20 protein-coding genes and 1 pseudogene are annotated in these 20,408 nt (G+C 67.2%); 8 read left to right on the plus strand and 13 right to left on the minus strand.

What is annotated here, in order from left to right; all coding sequences use genetic code 11:
* Nucleotides 1–597: pseudogene (locus AB0I18_RS31375) on the plus strand (hypothetical protein); the annotation flags it as partial.
* Nucleotides 598–812: 215 nt separating this feature from the next.
* Here AB0I18_RS31375 and AB0I18_RS31380 read toward each other — a convergent pair.
* From AB0I18_RS31380 to AB0I18_RS31390, 3 genes are all read right to left on the minus strand, one after another.
* Nucleotides 813–1,304, minus strand: a complete 492-nt coding sequence (locus tag AB0I18_RS31380; RefSeq protein WP_363109011.1) for a DUF4333 domain-containing protein — start codon at nt 1,302–1,304, stop codon at nt 813–815.
* Nucleotides 1,305–1,928: 624 nt separating this feature from the next.
* On the minus strand, nt 1,929–3,173 hold the full coding sequence (locus tag AB0I18_RS31385) for a PQQ-binding-like beta-propeller repeat protein (protein WP_363109012.1): 1,245 nt from the start codon (nt 3,171–3,173) through the stop codon (nt 1,929–1,931).
* A 632-nt stretch (nt 3,174–3,805) separates the two neighbouring features.
* The gene (locus AB0I18_RS31390) at nt 3,806–4,540 is read right to left on the minus strand and encodes an SDR family oxidoreductase (protein WP_363109013.1); all 735 of its coding nucleotides are present in this window, start codon (nt 4,538–4,540) and stop codon (nt 3,806–3,808) included.
* 88 nt (nt 4,541–4,628) lie between these two features.
* Between AB0I18_RS31390 and AB0I18_RS31395 the strand changes: the two genes are divergently transcribed.
* The 5 genes from AB0I18_RS31395 to AB0I18_RS31415 all read left to right on the plus strand — a co-directional run bounded on the left by AB0I18_RS31395 (nt 4,629) and on the right by AB0I18_RS31415 (nt 8,511).
* Nucleotides 4,629–5,072, plus strand: coding sequence for a MarR family transcriptional regulator (locus AB0I18_RS31395; protein WP_363109014.1), 444 nt, complete (start codon nt 4,629–4,631; stop codon nt 5,070–5,072).
* Between the two features lie 29 nt (nt 5,073–5,101).
* A complete protein-coding gene (locus AB0I18_RS31400) occupies nt 5,102–5,830 on the plus strand; it encodes a DUF3962 domain-containing protein (RefSeq protein WP_363109064.1) in 729 nt (242 codons plus the stop codon).
* Between the two features lie 92 nt (nt 5,831–5,922).
* Nucleotides 5,923–6,471, plus strand: coding sequence for a DUF4262 domain-containing protein (locus AB0I18_RS31405; protein ID WP_363109015.1), 549 nt, complete (start codon nt 5,923–5,925; stop codon nt 6,469–6,471).
* A gap of 688 nt (nt 6,472–7,159) precedes the next feature.
* Entirely contained in the window at nt 7,160–7,828 is a 669-nt protein-coding gene (locus AB0I18_RS31410) for a glycoside hydrolase family 11 protein (RefSeq protein WP_363109016.1), read from the plus strand.
* The gene (locus AB0I18_RS31415) at nt 7,825–8,511 is read left to right on the plus strand and encodes a polysaccharide deacetylase family protein (RefSeq protein ID WP_363109017.1); all 687 of its coding nucleotides are present in this window, start codon (nt 7,825–7,827) and stop codon (nt 8,509–8,511) included. Before AB0I18_RS31410 ends, AB0I18_RS31415 begins: the two co-directional genes overlap by 4 nt.
* Nucleotides 8,512–8,777: 266 nt before the next feature.
* On the opposite strand, the gene AB0I18_RS31420 is transcribed toward AB0I18_RS31415, so the two are convergent.
* The 9 genes from AB0I18_RS31420 to AB0I18_RS31460 are packed head-to-tail and all read right to left on the minus strand — an operon-like array spanning nt 8,778 to nt 16,376.
* Entirely contained in the window at nt 8,778–9,437 is a 660-nt protein-coding gene (locus AB0I18_RS31420; RefSeq protein WP_363109018.1) for an HAD-IA family hydrolase, read from the minus strand.
* A 45-nt stretch (nt 9,438–9,482) separates the two neighbouring features.
* Nucleotides 9,483–10,259 (minus strand): glucose 1-dehydrogenase, encoded by a 777-nt coding sequence (locus AB0I18_RS31425; protein WP_363109019.1) that lies wholly within the window; start codon nt 10,257–10,259, stop codon nt 9,483–9,485.
* Nucleotides 10,260–10,286: 27 nt separating this feature from the next.
* On the minus strand, nt 10,287–11,171 hold the full coding sequence (locus AB0I18_RS31430; protein ID WP_363109020.1) for a TIGR03619 family F420-dependent LLM class oxidoreductase: 885 nt from the start codon (nt 11,169–11,171) through the stop codon (nt 10,287–10,289).
* A 17-nt stretch (nt 11,172–11,188) separates the two neighbouring features.
* Nucleotides 11,189–11,800, minus strand: a complete 612-nt coding sequence (locus tag AB0I18_RS31435; RefSeq protein ID WP_363109021.1) for a VOC family protein — start codon at nt 11,798–11,800, stop codon at nt 11,189–11,191.
* A gap of 20 nt (nt 11,801–11,820) precedes the next feature.
* Complete coding sequence (locus AB0I18_RS31440; protein ID WP_363109022.1) at nt 11,821–12,243, minus strand: hypothetical protein; 423 nt, start codon at nt 12,241–12,243, stop codon at nt 11,821–11,823.
* Between the two features lie 2 nt (nt 12,244–12,245).
* Nucleotides 12,246–12,995 (minus strand): cupin domain-containing protein, encoded by a 750-nt coding sequence (locus AB0I18_RS31445; protein WP_363109023.1) that lies wholly within the window; start codon nt 12,993–12,995, stop codon nt 12,246–12,248.
* Entirely contained in the window at nt 12,985–14,196 is a 1,212-nt protein-coding gene (locus AB0I18_RS31450) for a sedoheptulose 7-phosphate cyclase (RefSeq protein WP_363109024.1), read from the minus strand. The genes AB0I18_RS31445 and AB0I18_RS31450 overlap by 11 nt, the downstream gene beginning before the upstream one ends.
* 56 nt (nt 14,197–14,252) lie before the next feature.
* Entirely contained in the window at nt 14,253–14,957 is a 705-nt protein-coding gene (locus AB0I18_RS31455; RefSeq protein ID WP_363109025.1) for an SDR family oxidoreductase, read from the minus strand.
* Nucleotides 14,958–15,005: 48 nt separating this feature from the next.
* The gene (locus tag AB0I18_RS31460) at nt 15,006–16,376 is read right to left on the minus strand and encodes a glycosyltransferase (RefSeq protein WP_363109026.1); all 1,371 of its coding nucleotides are present in this window, start codon (nt 16,374–16,376) and stop codon (nt 15,006–15,008) included.
* 502 nt (nt 16,377–16,878) lie between these two features.
* Here AB0I18_RS31460 and AB0I18_RS31465 point away from each other — a divergent pair.
* Complete coding sequence (locus tag AB0I18_RS31465; protein ID WP_363109027.1) at nt 16,879–17,877, plus strand: NAD-dependent epimerase/dehydratase family protein; 999 nt, start codon at nt 16,879–16,881, stop codon at nt 17,875–17,877.
* Between the two features lie 17 nt (nt 17,878–17,894).
* Complete coding sequence (locus AB0I18_RS31470) at nt 17,895–19,610, plus strand: alpha-amylase family glycosyl hydrolase (protein WP_363109028.1); 1,716 nt, start codon at nt 17,895–17,897, stop codon at nt 19,608–19,610.
* Here AB0I18_RS31470 and AB0I18_RS31475 read toward each other — a convergent pair.
* Entirely contained in the window at nt 19,560–20,402 is an 843-nt protein-coding gene (locus AB0I18_RS31475) for a hypothetical protein (protein ID WP_363109029.1), read from the minus strand. The genes AB0I18_RS31470 and AB0I18_RS31475 overlap by 51 nt on opposite strands.
* Nucleotides 20,403–20,408: the final 6 nt, after the last annotated feature.

The raw sequence follows: 20,408 nt of genomic DNA on the forward strand, positions 1-20,408 counted from the left end.
ATCGAGGACCTCGACTTCACTGAGGGCACCAGCCGGGAGCGGCACGGCCGCAACAAACGCTTCCGCCGCCTGCTGTCCCGCTTCCCGACCGCGAAGCTCCGTGCCCGGCTGGTGTCGATGGCCGCCGAACAGAACATCGCCATCGTCGCAGTCGACCCGGCCCACACCCGCCGGTGGGGTGCCCAGCACTGACAGAAACCGCTGACCACCCTGGCCCGCAAGATTTCCCGGCACGATGCGGCGAGCTCCCCCACTCTCGGCTGCGCTCAAGCGGGGGCACCCCCATCGATCGGGCGACGCGCCCTCGGGCATCCGATCCGGCGACGGACGACACCGCCCCACCACGACCAGAGTGATCATCGTGGGCATCGGACCGTCCAGGCCCCACCGGAGACCCGCAGGCGTGAGGGACCCCGACCCCACCTGCCCGGACCGCGCACGCGAGGCGCGCCGCCCGGTGGTGGAGCGAACGCGGGGAACCAGGGCGCCCAACACCGTTCGGGGCACCCGACTGAGCAGCAGTCCTGGCAACAGGACGCACTCCCACTCAGTCTTCAGGAACGGTTCGGTATGGACACCCGCCGACGACCAGCATGAGTATCCCACCCACCCCTCACACCAGACCCGTGACCTGCGAACTCACGTTGCACAGTGCTCAGTCCTGCCCTTTCTCGCAGTTGGTCGCGGGCTCAACCAGGAGGGGGCCGTCTGATGGGGGCGCCAGTAAGAACTGTGGCACCAGCCCATAAACGACGTCCAACCTCTGATCTGCATCAAACCGCTCTGGCGCCCCCGTGCGTCCGCAGGAGCATTTACTCGACGCTGTCGTCGACCTTGAAGTTGTAATTGACCTGTTTACCGTTGACCGCGGTGGCAGTGACGATGACACCGAGGGTGTCGCTGCCGGCAGTGAGTTCGCAGCGGATCGTGGCGCCGACCCGGGCCGGGAGGTGCTCAGGACAGGTGACCCTGTCGGGACGCTTGCCGGTGTCCGCGGCGAGCTTGTCGGAGATCGTCAGCGCGACTCGGGCCTTGTGGACGGCCCCGCCCTCGTTGACGCCCGTGTTCTCGGGCTCTGCGGAGCCGTCGCCGACCGGCTTCTCCTCGGCCGTCGGCTGCTCCTCCGCCGTCGGCTGCTCCTCGACCGGGGCCTCCTCAACGGCGGCTGCGTCCTCGCTGGCCGTCGCCTCATTCTTCTTCTCCGCGTCGCCAATGCTGAAAGAGCATCCGGTGGCGAGAAGCACCGTCAGTGCGCCCATCGCCGCCGCGGCCGCAATCCTCTTGTTGCGCCCAGTGTGCTGCATTCTTTCCCCCGTTTATGGATGATGAGACAAAGATCAGGAGTGCAGATCGGCTGAACCGATTCTGCGTATAAGCGCTTTGAGTTGGACTGTTACATGATCAGCACCTTCTGCTCCGCCGAGCGGCCCCCTGCCGGCGCCACGCGAACACTCAGCGCAGCAGGGGCTGCTGCCGCGGGCGCGATGGGGTCAGCAGGACACCGAACGCGGAATCGCAGTCAGCTGCACTTCAAGGGCGGCAGGGCTCTCCGCATCGAAGGTCTGATCTTGTTGTTCAACGGGAAGGTCTGGCCCTCAGATGCGGGCGCTGCGGCAGCGGACGGCGCATGTTTCCTCCACGTCCTGCTCCACTAAATCTCCTAATTTTTCTGAGAGGGAGGCGGCAGGATTGCTCGCCTCGAATCTGATGCGCGCCCGCCACGGCCGGTGTCAGCCCTGTACGACGGGCACAGTAGCCCGGCCCGGTCGCTGAGTGTGCCGGTCGTTTGCCCCACAAGGAACGGCTGCCGCGCGCCACGGCACGTCAGGCGCAGGACAGGCCCGGCCTATGACGCCCTGTCCTGTCCTGCGGCCGACGCCGGGCGTGGTCAGACTCCCCCACCGCGCTACCCGCCCGCCTCCGTCGGCTCAGACGGCCGGCAGCGCGTACAGCCGCTTGGCGTGCATCGCGGCCAGCCGCTTGCCCGCCGGGACCACGTACCACTTCTGGTTCGCACCGGTGTTGTCGTTGTACGTCCAGCGCAGCTTCCCGGTCGCCGCATCGAAGGCGTGCACGCCACCGTTTTTGTCGTGCTCGGTCGCGCCGTACAGCGTGCCGCCCACCTTGGCGAACTGCCACGCCTCCGCAGCCGAGCCAACCAGGTCCTTGTTGTGCCAGATCTGCTTGCCCGTAGCGGGGTTCACCGCCCACATGCCGTACGCGCTGTCGGAGGCGTAGAGCACCCCGTCCAGGACCTGCGGATCGTTGAACCAGGTGAACTTCTCATTCGCCAGCGACCAGCGTTCCGTGCCCGCGGCCAGCGCGAACGCCCGCAGCCGCTGCCCGTCCGGCACGATCAACAGGTCCTCGTGCACGGCGAAGCGGTAGTAGTTGGACCTGCCGATCTTCTTCGTCCAGAGCTGCCGGCCCGTCGTCGTGTCGCGGACGGTCACGTTCTTCCGGAAATCGGTGTACGCGAGGCGCCCGCCGACGACCGCGGCGGTGATGCCGAACTCCTCGGTCCCCCTGTCGCGCTGCTCACGCCAGGCGATCTTGCCGGAGGTGGTGTCGATCGCGGCGATCACGTTGGTCGGCGACGAGGAGTCCTCCTCCAGGATCCCGGCGAGGACGTAGACGTGGCGGTCGTCGGCCGCGATGGGGCGCGGCTGCTCGTACTCCTTGCCCAGGCGGCTGCGCCAGGTCTCCTTGCCCGTGGCCGGATCGAGGCCCACCACGTCGCCGTCGTACTCGGCGCTGGCGAGAAAGAGCGTCCCGCCGCCGGTGATCAGCTTGGCGCCGGGAATGGTGACGCCCGGCCGTGACCACTTCTCCTTGCCGCTGACGGCGTCACGCCCCACCAGCGGGTCACCCGACACCACGACCGTGTTCCCGATGGCCGCGAGCGCGTGGATCCCGGCCAGGTCGTCGTTGGCTGTCTTCTGTTGCCACAGCGGCTTGGGCGCGGTGCCCGGGGGCGGGGTGGTGAAGGTGTCACCGCCCTTGTCGGTGTCACCGCCCTTGCCGCCGGGAGTTGTGCCGCCGCCCGACGCGCCCGTTTCCTCCTCGGGGGTGCACCCCCATGCGCCTGCCCCCAGCACGGCCAGGCCGAGGCCCGTCCCGGCCAGCCTGAGCGCCTGCCTGCGTGACACCGCGTGCCCGTCACGTCCACCCATGTCGGTTCCCCGTCCCCGTTTTCGCCCGGATGTTGCCGACGCCCCTCGGACGTCTTGATCGCGGTAAGGCTAGCCGTCAGATTTCGGCCAGTCGTCGGGCGGTACGCAACCGGGACGCGTCCGTGAAACTCCTGTCACACAAGATCAGCGACTCCTGATCGCCGAGCGGGTCCTGAACCGGCTGGCCGAGCAGGACCGGGCCACGGAGGAGGCCGCCGCGGCCGTTGCCCCGGCTCCTGCCCGGGTGGCGGGACGGGCGGTGCTGCTGATCCCGCACCGCGGCGAGAATCCCGACGAGGCCGCTCTGCCCGCTGACTATCGCACGATCCTGGCGATCGTGCGGGGGCCGCCGACGGCCCGGTGCAGGTCAGGGGTGTCGGCGAGGAACTGGGCCTGGAAGTGGCGGTGCGCGGCAAACTGGAGCCGCTGCGCGCGAAGATCGACTTCTGGTCCACCTGATGTTCCCTGAGCCGGATCGCCGGCATTTCCCTGCGTCTCCTGACGCCTGTCCGGCAGCGCTGCCGGCCGTTGTGTGCGGATGAGCGTATGCGGCCCGGAGACTGGCCGGCCGGTCCACGCCCGCCGAGTTCCTTATCGCGGGAAAGCCCGAACGGACACGGTTCTCCGACGGCTCAGCTGAGACCGCCGTCGACGGTGATGCTCTGGCCGGTGACCCACCGCGCGTCGTCGGAGGCCAGGAAGGCGACGACGTTTGCGATGTCCTCGGGCTCGCCGATCCGGCCGAGCGGCGTCCGTGCCACGAGCTGGTCCACGGGGGCGGACGACGTGGCGAAGGTCCGTGTATTGGTAGGGCCGGGCAACACGCTGTTGGCGGTGATCCCGCGCGCGCCGACCTCACGCGCGAACGTACGGACCAACTGCTCGCCGGCCGCCTTGGCCGCCGCGTACAGAGCCTGTCCGGCCGGGCTCACGCGGGTGGCCGCCGAGGAGATGTAGATGACGCGGCCGTGCTCGCGTACGTCTCGCGCGGCCGCGCGGAAGGCGGTGAAGGCGGCTCGGGCGTTGACGGCGAAAGCGCGTTCGTAGTCCTCGTCGGTGGCCTCGGCGAGGGTGCCCCCGACGTAGCCGCCCGCGTTGTGGACGAACGCGTCGACGCCGCCGTAGTGACGGTGGGCGGCGTCGAAGAGCGTGCGCAGCTGGGCGGGGTCGGCGGCGTCGGCCCGGACGGCGGTGGCCCGCCCGCCCGCGGCCTCCGCCGCGCGGACGACGTCGGACGCCGCCTGCGCGTCGGTGCGGTAGTTGACGACGACACCGAAACCGTCGGCGGCCAGGCGCAGCGCGACGGCCCGCCCGATGCCTCGCGAGCTCCCGGTGACGACTGCGGCTCTGCCCGGCGTGTACGGCATGACACTCCAAAAAAGTTGAGCATCTCTATAATCGACGCTCTCGACTAAATAGTAGAGACCATCAACTGTCAAGGTAGGATTCCGCCCCATGAGCCCCACACCAGAAGACCGAGAGCTCACAGACACGCTGGCCGGATTGAGCACCCAGCTCGAAGGCATCAAAGCGACCGAGAGCCGACGGCTCGGACTGACACCGCAACAAGCCCAGCTCCTCTGCGTCATCGAACCCGGCGAACGCACGCACGGCGAACTCGCGGCCCTCCTGCACTGCGACAAGACCAACATCACAGGCCTGGTCGGCCGCCTCGAACGCCGCGGGCTCGTACGACGCCAAACCGCCCCGAAAGACCGCCGCGCCACCCACGTCATACTCACCGACGAGGGCGCGGCCCTGATGACACGCTTCCGCGACGCGGTGACGACAACCGTCACAGAGCTGTTCACCACCTGGCCCCCGGCCGACCGCGCCGCGCTCACCCGCCTGGCACACACAGCCACCCATCTGCTCACCCACACACCGACAACCACCTGAGACCGCATTGACGACGAAACCCCGAGCCGCTGCCCTTCCTCCTCGACAGCGACGGCGACCTCCTTGCCTGGCAGTTCCCGCTCGCCCACGAGAAGACGTGGACGGACGAAGACAGCGGAAAGCGGCTATGGATCGTCGGCTACGCGATGGAACGCATCCACATCGAAGTCGAACCGGCACCCGGCGGGCGCACTCTCGTCGCCCACCTGTCGGCGCGCATCCCACGCGTCGCCAACCACTGGAACGGGATCCGCAACGCTCTTGTGCGGCATTCCGTCAATCCTGATGTGATCCTCAAGGCCCCGGTCCGGACCCGATGGGAGAAGGGACCGGACGGCTTCATGCACCCGAAGTCGGTCGACTACCACGGAGCCACCGCACAGATCGTCGAGGCATGCGACGTCGCCGGCCTACCGGAGCCACCCACCGATCTCGATGAGCTGAGCGAGGTACGGGGCGTGCACCGCACCGGCAAACACCCGATCGAGAAAGGTGCCAGCGCGATGTTCCTCGCCAAGCTCGAGGAACATGCAACCAGAGTGTGTGACCAAGCACCCGTCACCTACCAGGCCACCAGCGTCAGGAGCAGCAAACCCACCACGGACTTCCGGCCCTACGTACCGGCCGACAACATCGTTCCCGCCCCTGGCCGCACGGTAGAGACCACCGCACCCCACCCACACCCAAATCAGCAAAACCCCAGCTCAGCTACCCCCGGGAAGGAGCCGCACCCATCTCGGTTCTGGCACCGATCTTGAGGAGCGGTCGCAGGGGGCGACATGTCGTTCGGTGAAAGGGTGGATGCGAGCCCGGCTGCCCAACTCAAACGCCCGCCTCGTAGCCTCCGCACATGACTGATGATCCGTTCCAGTGTCGCTGCGTTCTCTGTCATGAGTACGGCGACCGAGACGAAGCGGACCGCATGGATCTGACGATCATCGAGAATGTGCAGCAGCACGGATGGCACGTCGTGATGGTTCCTGAGGACGAGATCGGTCCTGGATTCGCCTACACGATCGGCCTCCTGCACGCTCACGGCGCACCTGAACTCGCCATGTTCGGGCTCGATGTCCACGCCATGCACCGCATGCTCAACAGGCTCGGAGCAAAGTCCGCCGCGGGCGCTGCACTGGCTGACGGCCAGAAGCACCCCGACGTTGCCGACGGACACCAACTCGCGCTCAGACAGGTGGATCTCCGCTGGTACCGGACCTTCTTCGGACGGGCCGTCGGGTTCTACCGGCGGCCTCCTTTCCCCGTGCTGCAAGTTGCGTGGCCCGACGTGGATGGCCGATTCCACTGGGAAGAACAGGGCGAGGAGAGGCATCGGGAGTCACAACCTCAGTTGTGGCTGCCGCCGGGTGAGCACCCTGTCGGGATCTGGACGACCGAACTCTGACCGCGAAGGCACCGGCCACCGACAGACCACCGCCGTCGCGAGGAGCTACTGAAGCGAGATCATTTTGCGGAGCAGTTCGAATCCGGCTCGACCGTAGAGCTGTCTCTTTATCTTCTTGATGCGGTTCACGGCGCCCTCGATACTGCCCGAGCTCCAGCCCGGGGTGAGCCCTACCGCACCGTCGGAGGCCGGGGCAATGCCGCGGACGGAGTCCCGCGAACCATGGCGATGTGGGCGCGGACCATGGCCTACGCGACGGGAGCGTGCTCGGCAACCAGCTCGCTGTGCGGTCGGGTGACGCTCGTGCATCCCGCGGCGAATCGCCGCTCCAGGTAGGGCTTGCAGGGATCCAGCCTGCTGGGACGGGGCCGGTTCTCGCGGAAGCCGTCCTGCCAGCGTGCGGTGGTCGCGTTGCGTGAACGGCCATCGAGTCCTGTCCATATTCCGGAAATTCTTCGAAACATTCGAAGCTATAGCCTCGCCAATTTGATCTTAAATGCGTGAACATCACTTTCATGGCAGCACCCGCAAACCCAAATATGGCTACAGCCAGGCCTTATGGCACTCGCGGACATCGCATCCCCAAGCGAATGTTTCGCAATCAAGGACGAAACTCTTGACGCTTGACGGATGCAGGTCAACACTGTTCGACCAAACCCCGCCCATGGAAGACGGAGGAAACCCGCACATGAACCTCACACCTGCACAGCCAAGCCGCAGGCAGGCCTGCGCCGTACTGCTGGGCGCCGCGACCGCACTGGCCCTGCCCAGCACGGCCCGTGCCGACACCGTCATCACCACGAACCAGACCGGCACCAACAACGGCTACTACTACTCGTTCTGGACCGACGCACAGGGCACGGTCTCCATGAACCTGGGCTCCGGTGGCAACTACGGCACCACCTGGCGGAACACCGGGAATTTCGTCGCCGGCAAGGGCTGGAGCAACGGCAGCCGCAGGACCGTGTCCTACTCGGGCTCCTTCAGCCCGTCCGGCAACGCCTACCTGTGCCTCTACGGGTGGACGTCCAACCCGTTGGTCGAGTATTACGTCGTCGACAACTGGGGCACCTACCGGCCCACGGGAACGTACAAGGGCACCGTCACCAGTGACGGCGGCACGTACGACCTCTACCAGACGACGCGGTACAACGCCCCGTCCGTCGAAGGCACGAAGACCTTCAACCAGTACTGGAGTGTCCGGCAGTCGAAGAGGACCGGCGGCACCATCACCACCGGCAACCACTTCGACGCCTGGGCACGAGCCGGAATGCGCCTCGGCAACTTCAGCTACTACATGATCCTCGCGACCGAGGGCTACCAGAGCAGCGGCAGCTCCAACATCAGGCTGTCATGAGCACCCGAAGGCGTCTCGCGTTACGTCCCCTGACGACGACGCTCGCCGCCGTCGCACTGGTCGCCGCGGGCACTCTCACCGTCCACGCCGCCCCAGCGCAGGCCGCCGCCTGCAACGGATACGTCGGGCTCACCTTCGACGACGGCCCGTCCGGCAGCACACCGGCCCTGCTCAACGCCCTCACCCAGAACGGACTGCGGGCCACGATGTTCAACCAGGGCCAGTACGCCGCCACCAACCCGTCCCAGGTACAGGCGCAGGTCAACGCCGGCATGTGGGTCGGCAACCACAGTTACACCCACCCGCATCTGACCCAGCTCGGCCAGTCACAGATCGACTCGGAGATCTCCCGGACCCAGCAGGCGATCGCGGCCGCCGGCGGCGGTACGCCGAAGCTGTTCCGGCCGCCGTACGGCGAGACCAACTCGACGGTCAAGGCAGTCGAGGCCAAGTACGGTCTGACCGAGATCATCTGGGACGTGGACTCACAGGACTGGAACGGCGCCAGCGCGGATGCCATCGTGCAGGCCGCCGGGCGGCTCGGCAACGGCCAGATCATCCTCATGCACGACTGGTCGGCCAACTCGCGGGCCGCGATCCCCCGTATCGCACAGCAGTTGACAACCCGCGGCTTGTGCGCCGGCCGGATCTCTCCGCAGACCGGCCGCGCCGTGGCCCCCTGACACATCGGCCCGGCATCCCCTGCACGACCTCTGCGCACGATCCAAGAGGCGTCGCCTCGGCGACATGCCCGCAGCGACGGCCGGCCTCGCGTCGGCCGTCGCCTTTATGTCTGCTTCGCATCTCCTTAGGCGTTTGATCCTTTGATTCGTTTCTATGCCCGCCGGGTCAGGTCGCGCCGGTTGAGAGTGGCTTGGCCGGTGAGGCGGGCGGGGGCGGCCTCGGCCAGTTCCTCCACCAGGAGCGGCTGGACTTCACCGACCGACCTTCAGCGGCGCCCCGTAAGGAGACGTGCGGCAAGGTCTTCCGGTGCCTTCAGCACGAAGTCTGCATGCGCCGATGGGTCATAGAGGTGTCCCCACCCCGCGGCGGCCGCATGGGCGCCCGCACGCCGGGCCGCCTCCAGGTCCGTGGGCGCGTCCCCCACGTACACACACGCGTGCGCGGGCACGCGGAGGAGAGCGCAGGCCCTGAGGATCCCCTCGGGATCAGGTTTGGGCCGCTCGATCTCGTCGCCTCCGACGACGACCGAGAAATGGTCCCGCAGTCCGACGGCGGCCAGCAGGATGTCGGCGGCGCGTCGGCTGGCCCCGGTGAAGACCGCCATGGGCACCAGGTGTCGGAGCTGGTCGAGCGTAGCCCGCACTCCCGCGCAGGGAGTCACCCGCGCAGCGCACTGGGTGAGTGCCTCGTGGTAGAGATCGACCTCCTGGCCGCTGCACGGACGCTCCAACATGCGACTCAGCATGGCGTGCGGCGGCCCGAGCGAGTAGAGGGCGACAACCTCCGCGCGGCTGTGGACAGTCCCTCCGAGTGCCGTGACCGTCTCGATGAAGGCGTCCGGCACCGCCGACGAGGAGTCGATCAGCGTGCCGTCCATGTCCCACACGACGGCGGACGGATTCCTGGCATCCAATGGTCCTCGCACTCGGCAGCGTCCTTTCAGCGACAGTGAGCGTTGTCTGCGTCGACGTTAGGAGGTGGTCATCCCGCCGTTGACGTGGACGACCTGACCTGTGATCTCCCTGGCCTCGTTCGAGGCTAGGAAGGCCACCGCGTCGGCCACCGCCCCCGCGTCCTGGAAGCGCCCGAGAGGGATCCTGGCAAGGGTCCGTTGCCGGACATCGGCTGCTGTGACTCCCAACAGACCTGCCTGCCGGGAGAAGTCACGTTCGATCATCTCCGTCTCGATGATGCCCGGGCAGACCGCGTTCACGCGGACGTTCGGAGCGAGCTCAAGAGCCATGCACTTGGTGAGTCCGATGAGCGCTGCCTTGGACGTGGCGTAGTGGGAGACCAGCGCCTGCCCCTGGTGGCCGGCCTGGCTGGAGATGTTGATGACGGCACCGCCACGGCTGGTCATACTCCTGGCGATGTGCTGGGACAACAGGAACGGGCCACGGACGTTGACCGCCAGGACGTCGTCGAGGTCCGACACGGGCACGTCGAGGAAACGGTGGAGCGTTGCGATCCCCGCGTTGTTCACCAGTACGTCCACCTCGCCGAGCAACTCCTCCATGCGCGATGCGGCGGCGTTCACCTCCTCGACGGACCCCATGTCGCACCCCAGGCCGTAGGCTTTTCCCGGCCCCTCCTCGGAGAGTGCTTGTGCCGTGGTGTGCGCGGACTCGTCGATCTTCCCCGTCAGGACGACCATGGCCCCCTCGGAGACCAGCCGACGGCAGATCGCCTCGCCGATGCCCCGGGTCCCCCCGGTGACCACACATTTCATGCCAGAGAGACGATGCATGTCTCCTCCTCGTCTGATTGAGCGAACTCAAGAAACGACCTTCACGGTGTGCCGCAGACATCGCAGTGCATCCTCGGGAACCGACCAGGGAAGGTCGAGTACGGCCTCGTCGAACCCCGCCTGTCGCGCGGCGACTACGGCGGCCACCACCTCGTCGTCCGAGGCACGCGAACAGTTGATCTTCAGGATTCCGGTGAACGGACCCGACCGGGAGTGAGCCTCCCGCAGCTCTGCGATCTCCGCCAGGCGGGATCGGAAGGCGTTCACCGAGAGGCCGTCGGCGTCGGTGACCGCCAGCCAACCATCACCCACCCGTGCGGCCCGCCTCCGCGCCGCAACGCTCATCCCGCCCACGAGGATTGGTGGGCCACACTCCTGCAGGGGCCGGGGCTCCATGACCACACCGGGCGGTACGGTGAAATGTGTGCCGTCAAACGCGTTGACCTTGCCCCTCCAGCAGGCTCGCAGAAGACGGACGCACTCCTCCAACCGTGCCCCCCGGTCCTGGAAGCTGTAGCCGAGTGCGTGCATCTCCTCGGCAAACCAGCCGGCACCGACCCCGAGCGTCAGCCGCCCTTCTGACAGAACGTCGATGGTCGCCACGGTCTTGGCCACTTCGACGGGGTGACGCTGCGGCAGCACCAGCACCGCCGTGCCCAGCCGCGCGGTGGTGGTGATGGCAGCGACGTGGGCGAGGGAGGCCAAGGCCTCCAGCTGAGGCTCGCCGACGTCCCAGGTGATGTGCCCGTCGGCACTGTACGGATACGTCGACCGGGCGTCAGCCACCATAGCCAGGTGGTCGTTGACCCACAGGGACGCGGCGCCGTCGTCCTCCGCCTGCCGGGCCAGGGACGCCAGCCCCGGACTGAACGCCCTGCGTGATGCCGTCGGCAGGGAGATGCCGATCTTCATGCCGATAACTCCTTCCGTCATCGCTCCGGGGCCCACGCCGCACAGGGCCCGAATCGGCGGTTCGCTGTCGTGGCCTCGTAAGGGAGCTGGGAGGGTAGGCTGATCAGTTCCATCTGCATGCCCCACGGCGTGAGGAAGTACAGCCAGCGGTCGCCCGCGATGGGCCCGTCCAGGACCGTCCGGGGCGCTCCGAGCAGCCGCACACCGGGCTGCCGGCGCAGGTAGTCGGCGGCGGCGTCGATGTCCCGCACGTAGAAGGCGATGTGATGCCCGCCGTAGTCGCTGTTGCGAGGCACACGACGGTTCTGGTCGGGGGCCGAGTATTGGAACAGCTCGATGTTCGTGACCGGCCCGAGCCGGAGCATCGCGATGTCGGCGGTCGCCCGGGGGTGCACGTTGAGCGCCTCCAGCATCCACTCGTCGTCCGACCGGATGGTCTCCTCCCGGTAGAGCAGGTCCGCTCCGAGGACATCGACGAAGAAGCGCACCGCTTCGTCCAAGTCGGGCACGGTGTACGCGACATGGTCGACGTTGGTCGCGGTGGGGATGCCACGGGCGGGCGCCGCCTGCTGTGTGAGATCCCCGGCGGAGTAGATCGGTGAGGCAGCGGAAGCGTGCGAATCCTGCACGTGGATTCTCCTCATCAAACTCAGCGGGACCGGTACGCGTTGGCGCCCGGCACATCGGCCGTGGGAGCGTCCAGCGACGGGGCACGTTGCGGCAGACGACGCGCCACTGAGTCCGGCACACACGTCATGACGATGACCTCGCAGGTCCCGGTCGACGACAAAAGGCCCGGAACACCGGCCGGCACGAGGACGGCGTGCTCCTCGGACACCGGATGCGCGGTGCCGCCCGGGCCGCCCTGGAAACGCGCCTGACCGCTGACGACGTACCAGAGGGCTTCGGTGCTGTCCTCCGGGTCAGCGCTCAGCGTCCCGCCGTCCTTCAAGACGACGTGGTCGATCGACTCGCACTCGCTGAACAGCATTCCGCGTCGGGCGACGGACCGCCATTGCCGCACGGCTCCGTCGTGACTGATCACAGTGGTGGCGGCCCCCCGCTCGGTCACGATCATCGCATTCCACCGCCTTCCAGGGGCGGAAGGGAGATCGCGAAGCTGGCGCAGACGACGCGCAGCCCTTCCGCGTCCGCGACGAGTCGCAGATCCTCCCCACCGGAGGTAGTGACCGCCGTGCCCTGCCGAACAGGTACGGTCACGGACTGGGAGAGGGCCGACCCCCGGCCGTCCAACACGAAGACGGTGTGTTCGAAATCTCGGCCGGTCAGATCCAATGAGGTACCGGGCGCCACCTGCAGCATGCGGATGCGGCGCAGGGGGCCTTGAAGGACGGGCCTTGGATCCACGTCGAGCTCGTGGCCGAGGTCGACGACCTTCGCCATGCCGTCGGGCACCTGCATGGACATACTCTCCTTTCGCTGGGAACGGGTGAGGGCGACGATCCTGGGCGCGGGAATCTCCAGCGTCAGCCAGCTCAAGGGCTCGCTTCCGACGTTGCGCAGGCCGTGTGTGGCACCCAGCCCGGTCAGAATCAGCTCGCCCGCCCGCACAGGCTGCGGCCTGCCGTTGAGGATGGCCTCCCCCTCGCCGGCGAGTAGGACGTAGACCTCCTCCGTCCTGCTGTGCAGATGCTCACCGCTCAGCCCGCCAGGAGGGATGCAGGCCCACTCGACCGCCTCATACGGGCCGCGCAGCCCTTTGCCGCCGGCGAGAGACCTCCAGCGGGTCAGGCCGGCAGCGCCGTGCACGCCGTAGACGCTGGAGGGCATGTCGAGGTCCGCGACCAGCAGTTCACCCGGCATCGAGACCGCCTGCGGCCAGGGTGTCCACGGCGTGAGTGATCTCCTCCGGCGTCACGTCGTTGACGAAGCGGGCGTCGCCGATGCCGACCGGCAGCGGCAGCCGCTGGTAGCCGTCACGGTGGCGAACGGTGTCTTCCAAGGCCGTCACCAGGCTCGTTGCGTCACACACCGGGTGGTGGCGAGGCAGGCACAGCCGATGCATGACACGGCCGATCCGGGACCTGTCCTCGTCGGTCACCAGACCGCGGCCGTGAGCGATGACCGTCGTCAACGCCATGTCCACGTTGACCGCCTCCCCGTGGAGCAGGTCGGGAAGGGCCCGCATTTCGATGCTCGGGCTGAAGGTGTGGCCGTAGTCGACCAGGCGCTGCAACTCGTGCTCCCAGAGGTTGGGCTGCAGTTCCTGCAGCATGCCGTGGATCGCCCGTTCCAGCACCTGCTGCCCCGCGTCGCCGGAGGCCGACGTCGGTTGTAGCCGCGATTCCACCAACTCGGTGCCGTGCGCCTCGAGCAGCTTGAACAACTCCTCGTCCTTGATGAGCGCGATCTTCAGGATTTCGGCGAGCCCGTTGCAGACATGACGCTCGTCCAACGTCCCTAGGAACGTCTTGTCCAGGAGGGCCAGGGTGGGAGCGAAGTAGGTGCCCAACCGGTTCTTGTGACTCTCGAAGTTGACGCCCGTCTTGACGCCCACTCCGGCATCCACGATGCCGATGAGAGTCGTGGGCACGCGTACATAGGGCGTGCTGCGCCGGTAGAGGCTGGCCGCGAAGCCGACGACGTCCAGCAGCACGCCGCCGCCGATGGCGATGATGGGATCGTGCCGGCGTGATATCCCGAACTTGTCGAGCTCCTTGACGACCTGGGTGACACTGTCCATGGTCTTGCTCCGCTCCTCGACGGCGAGGGTGCAGAACCACGGCTCCAGACGGTGCGCCTTCATGTAGGCCCGTAAGCGGTGGCCGTAGTGGGCCTCGACCCGTGCGTCGATCACGACGAACCTGCGGTTGTCGGTGCGTTTCGTGGCGCCCGCTTCGGCCAGGTCGTCGCGGGAGGGGTCCAGCAGATCGTTGGCCATGCGGATCTCGTAGTGGACGGGTTTCTCCGCCTGGACGAGCCACTTCGGTTCGTGCTCGCCCTGGCGGACGAGTCCGGTGGTGCTTTGCTGAGGTACCCGCAGGGCACGGGGGACCGGGCGCACGGCACTTTCCATGTTGCTGTGTCCAATCTGGTGTCGGCGGTGACTTACTCGTGCGGTCACGTCCATGCGGGTGGACGAGCGTCCAGCACCTGTCCGGAGACGTGCCGGGACTCGGGGCTGAGGAGGAAGCGGGCAAAGGGAGTGTTGTCGCGGACGTCGGGCAGCGGAGGATAGCTGGCGTCCCGCCCCAGGGCCTTCTGCTTTCGCAGCAGATGTTCCCGTGCGAGCGGTGTCTCGGCGGCGATGCCCAGAGCATTCACCCGGACACCGCTGTCGGCGAGTTCCTCCGCCAGGCATCGCACGTGTTGTTCGAGCGCGGCCTTCGCCGCGCAGTAGGCGGCGAGCATCTCCACGGGGACCCGGGCGCCGCGCGATCCGATGGCGAGTACGCTGCCGCGGCCCGATTCGACCATGGCAGGGATCACCTGGCGGACGCACCGTACGAACCCGAGGAAACTGACGTCCACAACCCGTTCCACCTCGCTGACCGGGACTTCCCAGCCATACCCGACTGCTGACGTGTCGGAAGGGCAGTACACGAGTCCGTAAGGGGCCGGGTAGTCGCTCCTCAGACAGGCGAAGAACTCGGCCACGCTGTCGTCCGAGGTGACGTCGATCTGGCGGTACTCCACCTCTCCCCCGAAATCCGTGGGCGTGCGGGCGCCGGCCAGCACGGGGATGCCGTCGGCGGCCAGGTCCTGGGCGAGCGCGGCGCCGAAGCCACTGCTCGCGCCGATGACGACGATGGGCGGTGTGCTCACGGTCAGTCCTCGAAGTGAGTGGTGTGGGTGGTGTCGTGCCGGATGGGGTCAAGGGCGCTGTAGCAACTCGGCGTACAGCGAGCAGTAGCCCCGAAACTCGTGCCCGGCGAGGAAGCGCTCGGCGCAACGGTCGTGGGCGGCGGTTCCGAGTCGTCGGCGCAGGTCGGCGTCGAGCAGCAGCCGGACCACCGCGTCGCCGAACTTTTCGAGGTCCCGTGGATCACTGACCAGCAGACCCTCGCGGCCGTCCCGGATCTGGGTGGGAATGCCACCGACGGCGCTGGCCACGATGGCCTTGCCCTTCCACATGGCTTCGGTGACGGTGAGGCCGAACCCCTCCTTCAGGCTCTTCTGAATGACGACGTCGGCACGTGTCTGAAGGGCGTTCACGACGTGCGCGTTGGCTTCGGCATCCTTCAAGGACAGGTTCACCAGATGGACTCGCCCGCGCACCTGCGGGGGCAGTGTCCGCCAGGTGTCGGCCACGGAGCCGTGGATGGCGGCTCCCTCCGGGTCGTCGGGAATGTCCGCGGGTTCCGGTCCGGCGAGCACGAGATGGGCATCGGGGCGGGCCGGCGCCACGTGGTGGACGAAAGTGCGCAGGACACCGTTCATGTCCTTGAGCGGATCCCACCGGGACACCTGCAGGACCACCGGGGCTTCGGGGGGCAGCTGCCGGTCCTGCAGGACGTGTGCCGAGCGGGCGACCCGATCGTCCCCGCCGCTCGTGGGCCCGGCCTGCAGGCTGATGGCGCTCAAGAAGCTCTGCACGGTGGCGTCCGTCAGTCGGCGGTTCTTCGGGGCCGAGGGGTCGATCGACGGAGGGAGGATGACGACCGTGTCGCGCTCCATCCAGGGCGGGGCGTAACCGTCCACAGAGAATCCGCAGCGTACGGGTGCGCGCAGGTACGGCTCCAGGAACCGCCAGGTGTCCCGGGTGGTTTCGGCATGCGCGGTGGTCCCGATGTGGCACCGCCATGCCACTCGCAGCCCGGCGTCGGCGAGATAGGGGGCGAGGCCGAGGGTCTGCGGATCGTGGAGTACGCACAGGTCGCCGGGCGCCAGCCGGCCGAGAACCTGCTCGGCTTGGCTCCGTGCTGTCGTCTCGTAGGTCTTCCGTTCAGCCGGACCGAGCTCGCCGACCGGGTCCGGGCTGCCGTGGAGCCGATGGTGCAGACGTTTCGTCACCGCGAAGAAGTCCGGCTCGCCCGTGAGCACAAGCCATCTGGTGCGCAGTCCATGGCGGTTGTGAAATCTGACGGACCGGTGCAGCAGCTCTGCCACACCGCCGCCGGTGGCGGTGCTGTTCAGGTGCCAGACCGTACGGTCCCCGACGAGGCCGGCCAACTCCGGGGGAAGGGCCTCGGTCGCTGTGCGAATATCCCCAGAAAGGGCCGAGTCGACTTCGTCGACCAACATGTGCAAAACCATCACCTTTTCGGTGGGGTGGTCAATGGAGGCCGACCGGAAAGGTCTGCGCCAAAGGAGACATGTTCCTGATTCGATAGCGAGTGCATGTAGCTAGAAAACATGCATCCAGGAACGCTCGTTTCGACGATAGATGGCAATTTCTTCGAGTGTCAAGCACCTCTTATCGGTCAGAACTCGGTCGGGCGTTGTGTGGCATTTTGGCGAATGCTTCGAAAATTGTTCGCGATCTCGAACAATGCTCTCTTCGCCTTCCTCACCTGCGATGATAACGCTTTGTGGTTGCTCTTTAAGGGTGGTCTATTTGATTAAAGCGGACAGATGGCGGCGGGTTTCAGTTGATGAGACGGTCCACTCTGGCGAGCGATACAAGCCAAAGCCGGGCGCTCGCCCTGATTTCCCGTCTGGTTACCTCCGGCAGCGGGGAGCTAGCCTTGCCAGGTGCCGTTCCGTATCCAATTCCGAAAGATAGTCCACAGTTAGGGGAGTCTCCATGGTTGACCTCTCTGTAGGCCGGGTAATAGCTGTCACTGGCGGCCTAGGGTTCGTGGGAAAGAATCTCGTGCAAAAACTTGCCGCCGCCGGCCACCAGGTCCGCGTGCTCGACATCGAGAACGAGGACCGGGTGGGCGAGCTGCCTGCCCGGGTGCTCTACCGGCAGGCCGACCTCCGTGACGGACCGCAGACCCGGGAGGCGCTGGCAGACGTCGATCTCGTCTTCCACCTCGCCGGAAACTCCAGCGGTACCGTCTCGGTGGAGAACCCCCGGCTGGACTTTGAGACCAACGCCCTTGGGACCTTCAACGTCTGCGATGCCCTGCGCGAGAAGGCGGACAGCCGCCTCGTCTACCTGTCGTCGGCCATGGCCTACGGGCAGCCTCAGCGCTTTCCCATTGCCGAGGACCACCCCGTCGCCCCTTACTACCCGTACGGAGCCTCGAAGCTCTCGGGCGAGTTCACCGTGAAGGCCTTCGTCGAGACCTACGAGCTCTCGGCGGTGATCGGGCGTGCCTTCGTCATCTACGGACCGGGAGAGGACCCCCGACGGGCCGGCGCAGAGGTGGGCCAGTACCTGCGCTGGCATCTGAACGGCCTGCCCATTGAGGTCACCGGTGACCCCGACCGCAAGACAAGGGACTTCGTCCACGTCAGCGACATCATTGCCGGACTGACACTGATCGCCGCCGCTGGAGAGTCCGGCGAGGTCTACAACCTCGGCTCCGGGGAGGAGACCTCGCTGCGTGAACTCGTGGCGGCCATCGGACGCGTATCCGGGAGCGTGCCCGAAACGGTCATCAACGACGTCATCGCCGATGACACCTACCGACTCGTCGCCGACGTTTCCAAACTTCGCGGGTTGGGCTACGCACCGTCCGTTCCACTCGACAAGGGGCTGACGGACCTGATCCAGCATCTCGGGGATCATCCCGCGCCACCCATGCTCGACACCATCTTCCGGCCCTCGCAGCGCGGTGCCGCGGGCTCGTTGTGAAAGGTGAGGACCATACGGTGCATACCGACTGGTGGCGGACAGCCGTCATCTACCAGATCTATCCGCGTAGCTTCGCTGATTCCGATGGAGACGGCGTCGGCGACATCCCCGGCATCACCGGGCACCTGGACCATCTCGTCCGACTCGGGGTCGACGCTGTGTGGATCTCGCCGTTCTATCGATCGCCGATGCGGGACTTCGGCTATGACATCAGCGACCACCGTGCGGTCGACCCGCTCTTCGGCGACCTGGACGACGTCCGGCGGCTGCTGGAGGAGGCCCACCGACGCAACCTCCGCGTCCTGGTGGACTACGTGCCCAACCACACGTCCAGCGACCACCCGTGGTTCCGGGAGTCCGCCGAGGGCAGGGACAGCGCGCGCCGCGACTGGTACGTATGGCGCGATCCGGCCCCGGGCGGTGGCCCTCCCAACAACTGGCTCAGCGTCTTCGGCGGTGGCCCGGCCTGGACCTTCGACGAACGTTCGGGCCAGTACTACCTGCATTCCTTCCTGCCCAGCATGCCGGACCTCAACTGGCGCCACCCCCAAGTCGAACAGGCCATGTTCGACGTGGTCCGGTTCTGGCTCGACACGGGCGTGGACGGGTTCCGCGTCGACTGCGCCCATTTCCTCATGAAGGACCCGCAGCTGCGCGACAATCCGCCCGCGGTGCCGGGCGCCCTCGCGATGCACCGGCCCTACGGCGCGTATGACGAGCAGGACCACCTGCACGACAAGGGCCACGAGGACGTGCACGGGATCTACCGTCGGCTCCGCGTCCTGCTCGACTCGTACGCCGGCACGGACAGTCGCATAGCCATCGGGGAGGTCCATGTCTTCGACTGGGACGAGTGGGCCGGCTATTACGGTCCGGAGCTCGACGAACTGCACATGCCCTTCAACTTCGGCCTCCTCCAGACGAAATGGGACGCCGCGAACGTGACCGAGCTCGTCCGCGCGGTCGAACTCGCCCTGCCACCGGGTGCCTGGCCGAACTGGGTCCTGGGCAACCACGACGAACCCCGTATCACCTCCCGGCTCGGAGCGGACCAGGCACGTGTCGCGATGCTCTTGGCATTCACCCTGCGCGGCACACCCACCCTGTACTACGGCGACGAACTCGGTCTGCCGGACGCCCATGTCCCACCGCACCTCGCCCAGGACCCCTGGGCGAGGACGGGGGCCGGCCTCGGACTGGGACGCGATCCGCAGCGCTCGCCCATGCTCTGGCAGGACGCACCGAACGCCGGCTTCACAGCGAGCGATACGACCCCCTGGTTGCCCCTCGCCGCCGACCCTGCGACGCACAGCGCCGCGGCGCAGTGGGACCACCCGGACTCCACGCTGCGCCTCACCCAGTCGGTACTGCGCCTGCGTCGTTCTCTGCCCGCACTGCACAGCGGGGGCCAGCGACTGCTGGGCGGCCTCCCGGATGGAGTGATCGGCTACGTGAGGTACGCCGGTCAGGAAGGGGCGGTGGTTCTGCTGAATCTCATGGAAACCGAGGTGAGCGTCTCCCGGAAGGTGCTTGACGGCCTTCTCGGAAGCCAGAAACTGCACGAGCACGAGATGCACACCGTCCTCTCGACTGTCGGCCGACCGGCAACCCACGTCGAGTGGCCCCTGCTTCTCCACGGGAACGAGGGCTTGGTGCTGATACCGACCACGGCTGCAGGCGGTTCAAAGACCGGCGGATTCGGGGCTGTCGAGGCGGCAGAAGACGGCGGTTGAGTCGTCACAGGCCTTGTACCGAGGCCAGCGCTCGCCGCTCGGATCGGTCAACTCCGCTCGCCGGACACGGGAGATGAGCTCGTCCGGACCCTCTGTCTCAAGGATGTCCAGTAGGCCCGCCCAGTCGGTGAGTCCGTAGTCCTCGGCGAGACAGGAGGCCCCGTCGCTCAGGACAGCCGCGCGGCTGACCTCCGCACGTGGTACGGAGCCCGTCACGGCGTTGTAGGCCGCGGTGGGGTTCGCCGCAGCCACCCAGTAGCCGTCGGGGACGTTCCGGTGCGGGCGCTGCGCCGCGACCAGTCGGCTGACGGCCTGCTGATGCTCGGCGGTTCCGATTCGATGGCGGGTGGTCTCCTTGTGTTCCTGCTGGGCGTAACCGTCCACGCGCAGGTCCGAGAGAGCATGCAGACCCTGGGGGCCGTCGAGCAGGATCACCGAGTCGAAGATCGACAGATGGTCGATGGTGTGTGCCCCTTCGCGTACCAGGGCCACCGAACATGAGGGAGTTCCGAGGTGGGACAGGTCGCAGGTGTCGCGGTGGAGGTCGGCGACTTGACTGATGGCCTCGGCCACGCAGTCGGCCAGCTGAACCTCCGGTCGGCAGGTCGCCTCGCGCAGCAGATGCGTACCCAGCTGACCGACGAACCAGGGAGTGCCATGGACACAGCCGGATCCCAGCTCGGGCGGCGAGGTCAGTCCGTCCAGGACAAGAGCGACCCTGGGGCTGACGGCGACGAAGTCCTCGTTGGGCTTGTGTTCGGAACCCGCGGCGGAGGCGAACGATACACGCATGATCGG

It is taken from the genome of Streptomyces sp. NPDC050704 (assembly GCF_040654355.1).
GTDB lineage: Bacteria > Actinomycetota > Actinomycetes > Streptomycetales > Streptomycetaceae > Streptomyces.

Excerpts from the sequence above, each read along its gene's own strand:
- AB0I18_RS31380 (WP_363109011.1), bottom strand. The coding sequence starts at position 1,304 with ATGCAGCACACTGGGCGCAACAAGAGGATTGCGGCCGCGGCGGCGATG.
- AB0I18_RS31385 (WP_363109012.1), bottom strand. The coding sequence starts at position 3,173 with ATGGGTGGACGTGACGGGCACGCGGTGTCACGCAGGCAGGCGCTCAGG.
- AB0I18_RS31390 (WP_363109013.1), bottom strand. The coding sequence starts at position 4,540 with ATGCCGTACACGCCGGGCAGAGCCGCAGTCGTCACCGGGAGCTCGCGA.
- AB0I18_RS31395 (WP_363109014.1), top strand. The coding sequence starts at position 4,629 with ATGAGCCCCACACCAGAAGACCGAGAGCTCACAGACACGCTGGCCGGA.
- AB0I18_RS31405 (WP_363109015.1), top strand. The coding sequence starts at position 5,923 with ATGACTGATGATCCGTTCCAGTGTCGCTGCGTTCTCTGTCATGAGTAC.
- AB0I18_RS31410 (WP_363109016.1), top strand. The coding sequence starts at position 7,160 with ATGAACCTCACACCTGCACAGCCAAGCCGCAGGCAGGCCTGCGCCGTA.
- AB0I18_RS31415 (WP_363109017.1), top strand. The coding sequence starts at position 7,825 with ATGAGCACCCGAAGGCGTCTCGCGTTACGTCCCCTGACGACGACGCTC.
- AB0I18_RS31425 (WP_363109019.1), bottom strand. The coding sequence starts at position 10,259 with ATGCATCGTCTCTCTGGCATGAAATGTGTGGTCACCGGGGGGACCCGG.
- AB0I18_RS31430 (WP_363109020.1), bottom strand. The coding sequence starts at position 11,171 with ATGAAGATCGGCATCTCCCTGCCGACGGCATCACGCAGGGCGTTCAGT.
- AB0I18_RS31445 (WP_363109023.1), bottom strand. The coding sequence starts at position 12,995 with ATGCCGGGTGAACTGCTGGTCGCGGACCTCGACATGCCCTCCAGCGTC.
- AB0I18_RS31460 (WP_363109026.1), bottom strand. The coding sequence starts at position 16,376 with ATGTTGGTCGACGAAGTCGACTCGGCCCTTTCTGGGGATATTCGCACA.
- AB0I18_RS31465 (WP_363109027.1), top strand. The coding sequence starts at position 16,879 with ATGGTTGACCTCTCTGTAGGCCGGGTAATAGCTGTCACTGGCGGCCTA.
- AB0I18_RS31475 (WP_363109029.1), bottom strand. The coding sequence starts at position 20,402 with ATGCGTGTATCGTTCGCCTCCGCCGCGGGTTCCGAACACAAGCCCAAC.